At 59.7% G+C, this 9,079-nt stretch carries 9 protein-coding genes; 4 read left to right on the top strand and 5 right to left on the bottom strand.

Features of this window, described 5'->3' with window-relative positions; all coding sequences use genetic code 11:
* Positions 1–56: 56 nt before the first annotated feature.
* Complete coding sequence (locus ACRESD_RS08160) at positions 57–995, bottom strand: aspartyl/asparaginyl beta-hydroxylase domain-containing protein (protein ID WP_431750457.1); 939 nt, start codon at positions 993–995, stop codon at positions 57–59.
* A 109-nt stretch (positions 996–1,104) separates the two neighbouring features.
* Positions 1,105–2,079, bottom strand: a complete 975-nt coding sequence (cysK, locus tag ACRESD_RS08155; RefSeq protein ID WP_431750456.1) for a cysteine synthase A — start codon at positions 2,077–2,079, stop codon at positions 1,105–1,107.
* A gap of 125 nt (positions 2,080–2,204) precedes the next feature.
* Between cysK and ACRESD_RS08150 the strand changes: the two genes are divergently transcribed.
* From ACRESD_RS08150 to ACRESD_RS08140, 3 genes are all read left to right on the top strand, one after another.
* Positions 2,205–3,278, top strand: coding sequence for a DUF748 domain-containing protein (locus ACRESD_RS08150; protein WP_431750455.1), 1,074 nt, complete (start codon positions 2,205–2,207; stop codon positions 3,276–3,278).
* A 99-nt stretch (positions 3,279–3,377) separates the two neighbouring features.
* Entirely contained in the window at positions 3,378–4,223 is an 846-nt protein-coding gene (locus ACRESD_RS08145) for an AAA family ATPase (RefSeq protein WP_003210690.1), read from the top strand.
* Positions 4,223–5,401: a vWA domain-containing protein gene (locus ACRESD_RS08140; protein ID WP_431750454.1), complete on the top strand. Its 1,179-nt coding sequence runs from the start codon at positions 4,223–4,225 to the stop codon at positions 5,399–5,401. Before ACRESD_RS08145 ends, ACRESD_RS08140 begins: the two co-directional genes overlap by 1 nt.
* Before the next feature lie 139 nt (positions 5,402–5,540).
* On the opposite strand, the gene ACRESD_RS08135 is transcribed toward ACRESD_RS08140, so the two are convergent.
* The 3 genes from ACRESD_RS08135 to ACRESD_RS08125 are packed head-to-tail and all read right to left on the bottom strand — an operon-like array spanning position 5,541 to position 7,893.
* Entirely contained in the window at positions 5,541–6,455 is a 915-nt protein-coding gene (locus tag ACRESD_RS08135) for a biotin-dependent carboxyltransferase family protein (protein ID WP_431750453.1), read from the bottom strand.
* The gene (locus ACRESD_RS08130) at positions 6,452–7,156 is read right to left on the bottom strand and encodes a 5-oxoprolinase subunit B family protein (protein WP_431750452.1); all 705 of its coding nucleotides are present in this window, start codon (positions 7,154–7,156) and stop codon (positions 6,452–6,454) included. The genes ACRESD_RS08135 and ACRESD_RS08130 overlap by 4 nt, the downstream gene beginning before the upstream one ends.
* Positions 7,153–7,893 (bottom strand): 5-oxoprolinase subunit PxpA, encoded by a 741-nt coding sequence (locus ACRESD_RS08125; RefSeq protein WP_431750451.1) that lies wholly within the window; start codon positions 7,891–7,893, stop codon positions 7,153–7,155. Before ACRESD_RS08125 ends, ACRESD_RS08130 begins: the two co-directional genes overlap by 4 nt.
* A 175-nt stretch (positions 7,894–8,068) precedes the next feature.
* On the opposite strand from ACRESD_RS08125, the gene ACRESD_RS08120 reads away from it, so the two are divergent.
* Positions 8,069–8,989 carry a LysR family transcriptional regulator gene (locus ACRESD_RS08120; protein ID WP_431750450.1) on the top strand — a complete coding sequence of 307 codons (921 nt, stop codon included), beginning with the start codon at positions 8,069–8,071 and terminating at the stop codon, positions 8,987–8,989.
* Positions 8,990–9,079: the final 90 nt, after the last annotated feature.

Raw genomic sequence — 9,079 nt, 5'->3', positions numbered from 1 at the left:
CACCGCTATCGGGAGCAAGCCCCCTCCCACATTTTGACCGCGTTTAGTATTTCAAATCAGCCGAACAGCCACTTCCACAGCAGCACCAGCACAACCACCGCCAACACCGGCCGCGCAATGCGGTACGCTTTCGGATGCTTGCGCTTCCACTGCTTGACCACACCACTGAACTTGTCGCTGAAGGTCTTGCTCCAGGCATAGGCCTGGTTGATCCCGCCCACACGCTCGTCATCCAGGTTCTGTGGCGCGGTGGCGCGACCCAGTTGCTTGCTGACCCAGCGGTTGACGCGAGTCATCAGGCGGCTGCTCAAGGGGCGTTCGATGTCGCAGAACAGGATCACGCGGGTCTTTTCGGTTTCGTTCTTCACCCAGTGCACGTAGGTTTCGTCGAACATCACGTCTTCACCGTCGCGCCAGGCGTAGACCTGGCCATCGACGAAGATGCGGCAGTCGTCGGAATTCGGTGTGGACAGGCCCAGGTGATAACGCAAGGAACCGGCGAACGGATCGCGGTGCGGGTTGAGATGGCTGCCACCGGGCAACAACGCGAACATCGCGCCTTTGACATTGGGAATGCTGCTGACCAGGGCCACGGTCTTCGGGCACAACGCCTCGGCCGATGGCAGCGGTTTGTCGTACCACTTGAGGTAGAAACGCTTCCAGCCCTTCTTGAAGAACGAACCGAAGCCGGCGTCGTTGTTCTTTTCGGCTGCGCGGATGTAACCCTCGTCGAACAGGTGCATGGCCTCTTCGCGGATCACTTCCCAGTTGTCCTTGAGCACATCCAGCTCCGGAAACTTGCTGCGGTCCAGGTAGGGCTTGGACGGCACCGCCGAAAACAGGTACATCAAGGCGTTATAAGGGGCGAACAGCGCCGAATGGTTGACGAACTGACGCAACACCGGCAAACGCGCCTTGCCGCGCAGGTGCACGTACAGAATGCTGCCGATAAACAGCGACAACACCGACAGTTTGGCGGCCAAAGAAAAGGTCATGCAGCAACTCCTGAAAATAAGCGCCTGGCCAACAGCAGACGTAGCAGCCGGCCATGATAAACACTTGGGCCAGTATGCAGAAGGCCCAGCTTATCGGCGCTGACTCAAATCAAGCCTGGTTCTCTTGCTCGGTAAACAAATCGCTGAACAACATGCTCGAGAGGTAGCGCTCACCCGAGTCCGGCAGAATCACCACGATGGTCTTGCCCTGCATTTCCGGTTTCTCGGCCAGGCGCACGGCCACGGCCATGGCAGCGCCACAGGAGATACCGCACAAAATCCCCTCTTCCTGCATCAGGCGCAGCGCCATGGCCTTGGACTCATCGTCGGTCACCAGCTCCACCCGGTCGACCATCGACAAATCGAGGTTTTTCGGCACGAAACCAGCACCGATGCCCTGGATTTTATGGGGGCTGGGTTTGATCTCTTCACCGGCCAGCGCTTGTGTGATCACCGGTGAGATGATCGGCTCAACCGCCACCGATAGAATCGGTTTACCGGCAATGTTCTTGATGTAACGCGATACGCCGGTGATGGTGCCGCCAGTCCCCACGCCCGCCACCAACACATCCACCGCGCCGTCGGTGTCGTTCCAGATTTCCGGACCGGTGGTTTTTTCGTGGATTGCCGGGTTGGCCGGGTTTTCGAACTGGCCCGGCATAAAGTATTGGGAGGGATCACTGGCGACGATTTCGCCGGCTTTTTCGATAGCGCCCTTCATGCCTTTGGCCGGCTCGGTCAGCACCAGCTCGGCGCCGAGGGCCTTGAGCACTTTACGTCGCTCGATGCTCATGGACGACGGCATGGTCAACAGCAGCTTGTAACCACGGGCCGCGGCGACAAACGCCAGGCCAATGCCGGTGTTACCGGACGTCGGCTCGACAATGGTCATGCCCGGCTTGAGCTTACCGGTGCTTTCGGCATCCCAGATCATGTTTGCGCCAATACGGCACTTCACCGAATACCCCGGGTTACGCCCCTCGATCTTGGCCAGGATGGTCACGCCACGCGGTGCGATGCGGTTGATCTGCACCAGGGGCGTGTTACCGATGGAGTGCGCGTTGTCTGCAAAGATGCGGCTCATGACGGGGTCCTTAAGGCGATTTGAAGAAAGCAACAAGGGTATGCCTCGTCATCCGAGGCGTCCAGTCAGGGGAACGCTGCGTCCGCCGCGAAGGTCCATCGCCTATACCGTTGGAGAACCTGCTCATGAAACGTCGCTACAGTGGGCTGCTATGGATCGTCGCCGTACTGGTGGTTCTGTTGATCGCCCTGGACCTGGCCCTGCCCTATCTGGTGCGCAATTACCTCAATGACAAGCTCGCCGACATGGGCGATTACCGTGGCCAGGTCACTGATGTAGATGTGGTGCTGTGGCGCGGCGCGTACCGGATCAACGGCCTGCAGATCGTCAAGGTCGATGGCAAGGTGCCAGTGCCGTTCGTCACGGCGCCGGTGATCGATCTGTCGGTGAGCTGGCATTCGCTGTGGTACGACCATGCCGTGGTGGCCGAGGTACAGTTCTCCGAGCCAGAGCTGAATTTTGTCGACGGCGGCAACCAGCAATCCTCGCAGACCGGTAAGGGCACCGACTGGCGTGAGCAGTTGGGCAAACTGTTGCCGATCACACTCAATGAAGTACGCATTCAGGACGGCAAGATCGCCTTCCACAACTTTACCTCCAAGCCGCCGGTGAATATCAAGGCCAGTTCGGTGAACGCCAGTTTCTACAACTTGACCAATGTGGTCGACGTTCAGGGCAAGCGTGACGCCAGCTTCGAAGGCAAGGCCTTGTTGCAGGGCCAAGCCCCTCTGGAAGCCTCCGCCACCTTTGACCCATTGAGCAATTTCGAAGATTTCGAATTCCGTTTCCGCGCCAAGGACCTGCAACTCAAGCGTATGAACGAGTTCGCCTCGGCCTACGGCAAATTCGACTTCAAGGCAGGCACCGGCGATGTGGTGATCGAGGCCCAAGCCGAAAAAGGCCAGTTGAAAGGCTATATCAAGCCGCTGCTGCGCGATGTAGAGGTGTTCGACTGGAAACAAGACGTCGAGAACAAGGACAAGAACATCTTCCGCTCGATCTGGGAGGCCGTGGTCGGCGCCGGCGAAACCGTGTTGAAAAACCAGAACAAAAACCAGTTTGCCACCCGTGTAGAGCTCAGCGGCAGCGTGCACCAGCAAAATGTCAGCGCGTTCTCCGCCTTTTTGGCGATTTTGCGTAACGGTTTCATCCAGGCCTTCAATGCGCGGTATGAACAACCCAAACCCTCGACGGATTGAATGTGACCGCTCATTCAGAGACTGAATAATCCGCCTGCGTTCACAGTCGCCGGGGCTGCGCGGTATAGTCCGGGCATTGATGAATTCGAGGAATGACCGATGAAGTTCGAAGGCACCCAGGCCTATGTGGCTACCGATGACCTGAAACTGGCCGTCAACGCCGCCATCACCCTGGAGCGACCGCTGCTGGTCAAGGGCGAACCGGGCACCGGCAAGACCATGCTCGCCGAACAACTGGCCGAATCCTTCGGCGCCAAGCTGATCACCTGGCACATCAAGTCCACCACCAAGGCCCATCAGGGGCTGTACGAGTACGACGCGGTCAGCCGCCTGCGCGACTCACAGTTGGGCGTGGACAAAGTGCACGACGTGCGCAACTACCTGAAGAAGGGCAAGCTCTGGGAAGCGTTCGAATCCGAAGAGCGGGTAATCCTGCTGATCGATGAAATCGACAAGGCCGACATCGAGTTCCCCAACGACCTGCTGCAAGAACTCGACAAGATGGAGTTCTACGTCTACGAAATCGACGAGACCATCAAGGCCAAGAAACGCCCGATCATCATCATTACCTCCAACAACGAAAAAGAGCTGCCGGACGCGTTCCTGCGCCGCTGCTTCTTCCACTACATCGCCTTCCCCGACCGCACCACCCTGCAAAAGATCGTGGACGTGCACTACCCCGACATCAAGAAAGACCTGGTCAGCGAAGCTCTGGACGTGTTCTTCGATGTGCGCAAAGTGCCGGGTCTGAAGAAAAAACCGTCCACCTCCGAGCTGGTGGACTGGCTCAAATTGCTGATGGCCGACAACATCGGCGAAGCCGTGCTGCGCGAGCGTGACCCGACCAAGGCGATCCCGCCCCTGGCCGGTGCCTTGGTCAAGAACGAGCAAGACGTGCAGTTGCTGGAGCGTCTGGCGTTCATGAGCCGTCGCGGTAATCGCTGATGTTGCTCAACCTGTTCAACGAGATGCGCGCCGCCAAGGTGCCGGTGTCGGTGCGCGAGCTGCTCGACCTGATCAACGCCCTGAAACAGCGCGTGACCTTCGCCGACATGGACGAGTTTTACTACTTGGCCCGAGCCATCCTGGTGAAGGATGAACGGCATTTCGACAAGTTCGACCGAGCGTTCGGCGCCTACTTCAACGGCCTGGAAAAGCTCGACGACCATTTGCAGGCGCTGATTCCTGAAGAATGGCTGCGCAAGGAGTTCGAACGCTCGCTGACCGATGAAGAGCGCGCGCAGATCCAGTCCCTCGGCGGCCTCGACAAACTGATCGAGGAATTCAAGAAGCGCCTGGAAGAACAGAAGGAGCGCCACGCCGGCGGCAACAAATGGATCGGCACCGGCGGCACCAGCCCGTTTGGCTCCGGCGGCTACAACCCGGAAGGCATCCGTGTCGGCGATGCGGGCAAGCGCCAGGGCAAGGCCGTGAAGGTGTGGGACCAGCGCGAGTACAAGAACCTCGACGATCAGGTGGAACTGGGCACGCGCAATATCAAGATCGCCCTGCGCCGTCTGCGCAAGTTCGCACGCCAAGGGGCGGCGGAAGAGCTGGACATCGACGGCACCATCGACCACACCGCCCGCGATGCCGGTTTGCTGAACATCCAGATGCGCCCGGAGCGGCGCAACACCATCAAGCTGCTGTTGCTGTTCGATATCGGCGGCTCGATGGACGCCCATGTGAAGATCTGCGAAGAGCTGTTCTCCGCGTGCAAGACCGAGTTCAAGCACCTGGAGTACTTCTACTTCCACAACTTCGTGTACGAGTCGGTGTGGAAGAACAACCAGCGCCGCACCTCGGAGCGCACTTCCACACAAGACCTGCTGCACAAGTACGGGGCGGATTACAAAGTGATCTTTATCGGCGATGCGTCGATGGCCCCCTACGAAATCACCCAGGCCGGCGGCAGCGTCGAGCACTGGAATGAAGAGCCGGGGTACGTATGGATGCAGCGTTTCATGGCCAAGTACAAGAAACTGATCTGGATTAACCCGTATCCCAAGGACACGTGGGGCTATACGGCGTCGACGGGGATTGTGCGGGAGTTGGTGGAGGATCAGATGTATCCGCTGACGTTGCGCGGGCTGGAAGAAGGGATGCGCTTTCTCTCCAAATAAACACAGGCCTCAATCATGTTGGAGAATCAAATGTGGGAGGGGGCTTGCTCCCGATAGCAGTGTGTCAGTCAATACATCAGTGGCTGAACTACCGCCATCGGGGGCAAGCCCCCTCCCACATTTTGATCTTCATGTATTTTTAGGCTGTGGTCAGGCGCTTTAAGAAGTCGATGTGCTGCTGGTGGGCTGTTTGCTGCACCATCGGCGCCAACCGCACCTTCTCCCCCGGAAGGCACTGTGCCAGCCGCGCCAGCGACAACGGTGTCAACGCCCCCAGACGCGGATAGCCACCAATGGTCTGGCGATCATTAAGCAACACAATCGGCTGCCCATCCGGCGGCACCTGGATCGCCCCCAGCGGAATGCCTTCAGAAATCAGTGAAGGCCCCTGATACTGCAGCGGCGTGCCCAACAGCCGCATGCCCATGCGGTCGGCGCGACTGTCGAGGGCCCATTCGGTGTTGAACGCATCAAACAGGCTTTGGCCGCTGAACTGACCGATCTGGGCACCGACAATCACGTCCAGCACCGCTTGGGCTGGCAGAGCAGGCGCATTTAGCACCTTCATCGCCCCTCCTGTGCCTGAATAAGCCAGGCGCCCATCTTCGACCAGTGCTTTGCCGAAACCATCCAAACCACCCAGCGCCTCGCGGACCACCGTGGCGCAACTGCCCAACACCTGCGGCGCATCAAACCCACCCGGTGCCGCGAGATAGGCACGGGCACCGCTGAACGGCTGGGTGAAACGCAGCCGTTGGCCCTTTTGCAGGATGAAACTGCGGCCCGGGCTGATCGCGCGTTCATCGATGTACGCGCCCAGATCCGCTCCGGCCAATGCCAACAGGCAATAATCCTCGGCCTGCACGGTAAAACCACCCAGGGTGATTTCCACCACCGGCGCATCCAGCGCATTGCCCAGCAGCCAGTTGGCCCAAGACATCGACACCCAGTCCAGCGCCCCGCCCTGGGTCACGCCCAGGTGACGCACACCAAAGCGGCCGGCATCCTGCAACAGGCACAGCGGCGTACTGGCCTCGATCAACAAGCGGCTCATGCCTGCGCCTCCAACGGCGTGTCATCGCCACCCAGGTTGATAAACTCCGCATGGTCGACCGGCTCGAAACGTACCGTATCGCCGGGTTGCATCAAGCTGTAGCCGTCGCGTTCGCGGTCGAAGAGTTTGGCCGGGGTGCGGCCAATCAGGTTCCAACCGCCTGGCGACACCACCGGATAGGCGGCGGTCTGCCGTTCGGCGATACCCACGCTCCCCGCAGCGATGCGTTTGCGCGGCGTGTCGAGGCGCGGTGTGGCGAGTCTTTCATCCACCAGCCCCATGAAGGCGAAACCCGGGGCAAAGCCGAGAGCGAATACTTGATAGTCGTGGGCACTGTGGCGACGGATCACGTCGTCGACCGTCAAGCCGCTGCGCTGGCTGAGCAAGGTCAATTCAGGGCCGACACTCAAGTCATACCACACCGGCAGCACGTGGGACTGGCCGCTGCCCTGGGCTTGGGGTTGCAGGTCCGCCAGCGCCACGTCGATCAGCTCCCGCGCCTGGGCCGGGCTCAACGCCGTGAGATCGTAATGCACCATCAAGGTGGTGTAGGACGGCACCAGATCCACCAATGCGGCGCCAAACCCCTCGCGCAGCCGCCCAGTGGCAGCGAGCATCCACGGCATATTGGCTTCGGCAATCACGTCGAACAGACGCACCATCAGGCAGTCGATGGCTACCACTTCAATGCGGGGCTTCATGCGGACTTCAACGCCTCGCGGATGCGTTGTACCGCAGCGACCGAACTGGCGTTGTCGCCATGCACGCACAGGGTGTTGGCCCGCAAGACCAAGGCGCTGCCGTCGCTGGCGGTGAGGGCTTCGCCACGGGAAATGGTCAAGGCTTGCTGCAAGATGGTGTCGGAGTCGTGATGCACCGCCCCGGGCAACTGCCTGGAAACCAAGTGGCCATTGGCGTCATAGGCGCGATCGGCAAAGGCTTCGAACCATAAGGTCACGCCATATTCATCACCCAGGGCCTGGGCCGCGCTGTTATCGCGGGTGGCCAGCAGCATCAGGGGCAAGTCGCCATAAGCCGCCACGGCCTGGATCACGGCACGCAGCTGCGCAGGGTTGGCCATCATGTCGTTGTACATCGCGCCGTGGGGTTTGACGTAGCTGACCCGCCCGCCTTGGGCACGGCAGATACCGTCAAGGGCACCGATCTGGTAATGCAGCAGGTCCTGCACTTCCTGGGGCGTGTAGGCCATGGAGCGGCGGCCGAAACCTTGCAGGTCCTGATACGCCGGGTGCGCACCGACCTGCACGCCAAGCTTGAGCGCCAGGCTGACCGTCTTGCGCATGATGCTCGGGTCGCCGGCATGGAAGCCGCAGGCCACATTGGCGCAATCAATGAACGGCATGACCTCGGCGTCCAGACCCATGGTCCAGTTACCGAAGCTTTCGCCGATGTCGCAGTTCAGTAGCAAGCGGCTCACGGTGGGGTACTCCTGTAGGCTTTATTTTTTTGTAGTGTGGGATTTTTTACGCAGAACTCGCAACTTGTCCTGAGCCCCCAACGACGCTTATCGTGGAATAACTCGATTTTTGGCGCTGGCCCCGCGCGGCGTCCAACTAATAAAAACCGATCCATGCATAAGAAAAGTTGATCCCATGAATTTGAAGTTCCTCGAAACCTTCGTCTGGGTGGCCAAGCTCAAGAGCTTTCGCCTGACCGCCGAGAAGCTGTTCACCACCCAGGCCTCGATTTCCAGCCGTATCGCCGTGCTGGAAAGCGAATTGGGCGTGAAGCTGTTTCTGCGCGACTCACGGGGTGTGAGCCTGACCCCGGAAGGTTTGAAGGTGCTCGATTACGCCGAGCAGATGATGGTGACCATGCAGGGCCTGAAGCAGTCCCTGGAAACCACCAGCAGCAAGGTCGGGCGTATTCGGATCGGTGTGATGGACACGGTCATCCATACCTGGCTGAGCCCACTGGTGGCGGAACTGATGGATCATTTTCCGCTGGTGGAAATCGAGTTGATCGCCGATACCGCGCTTAACCTCAGCGATCAGCTGCAAAAAGGCTTCCTCGACCTGATCCTGCAAACCGACCTGTTGCGCCTGGAAACCGTGCGCAGCCTGGAACTGGCCAGCCATCCCATGGCCTGGATCGTCGCCAGCCACTCCATCTACAACCGCGACTATGCCTCCCTCGCCGAACTGGCCCAGGAACGCATCATCACTTACTCGAAAAACTCCCACCCGCATCAGGACGTGCTGAGCCTGATGCAAGCCAACGGCGTGGCCGCGCCACGGATGAACTGCGTGAATTCGGTGTCGGCAATCACCCGGTTGCTACGCGATGGTTTCGGCATTGGCGCGCTGCCGCCGGTACTGGTCAGCGAAGAACTGGCACGGGGTGAGTTGGTGATGTTGCCCATGGCGCAAAAACTACCGAACTTGCAGGTGGTGGTGTCATGGCGCGTGGGGGTGGAGTTGGTGGAAGAGATTGTGGCGCTGTGCCAAACGGTGGTGGCACGGTATGCCGAGGAAGTGGGTGAAGAAAGGATGTTACTGACGAAACCCGATTAAAACTGTGGGAGCTGGCTTGCCTGCGATAGCGGAGTATCAGCAGTAAATGTGCAAGCTGACCCAGCGCCATCGCAGGCAAGCCAGCTCCCA

The sequence above is a fragment of the Pseudomonas sp. genome, from assembly GCF_050739995.1.
Classification (GTDB): domain Bacteria; phylum Pseudomonadota; class Gammaproteobacteria; order Pseudomonadales; family Pseudomonadaceae; genus Aquipseudomonas.
The sequence above is the reverse complement of the archived record's forward strand: the minus strand, read 5'-3'. Positions and strand labels throughout refer to the sequence as shown.

Bases quoted from the DNA above. Each gene is read 5' to 3' on its own strand.
- ACRESD_RS08145 (WP_003210690.1), top strand. From the start codon at position 3,378: ATGAAGTTCGAAGGCACCCAGGCCTATGTGGCTACCGATGACCTGAAA.
- ACRESD_RS08135 (WP_431750453.1), bottom strand. From the start codon at position 6,455: ATGAGCCGCTTGTTGATCGAGGCCAGTACGCCGCTGTGCCTGTTGCAG.
- ACRESD_RS08160 (WP_431750457.1), bottom strand. From the start codon at position 995: ATGACCTTTTCTTTGGCCGCCAAACTGTCGGTGTTGTCGCTGTTTATC.
- ACRESD_RS08120 (WP_431750450.1), top strand. From the start codon at position 8,069: ATGAATTTGAAGTTCCTCGAAACCTTCGTCTGGGTGGCCAAGCTCAAG.
- ACRESD_RS08140 (WP_431750454.1), top strand. From the start codon at position 4,223: ATGTTGCTCAACCTGTTCAACGAGATGCGCGCCGCCAAGGTGCCGGTG.
- ACRESD_RS08130 (WP_431750452.1), bottom strand. From the start codon at position 7,156: ATGAAGCCCCGCATTGAAGTGGTAGCCATCGACTGCCTGATGGTGCGT.
- ACRESD_RS08150 (WP_431750455.1), top strand. From the start codon at position 2,205: ATGAAACGTCGCTACAGTGGGCTGCTATGGATCGTCGCCGTACTGGTG.
- cysK (WP_431750456.1), bottom strand. From the start codon at position 2,079: ATGAGCCGCATCTTTGCAGACAACGCGCACTCCATCGGTAACACGCCC.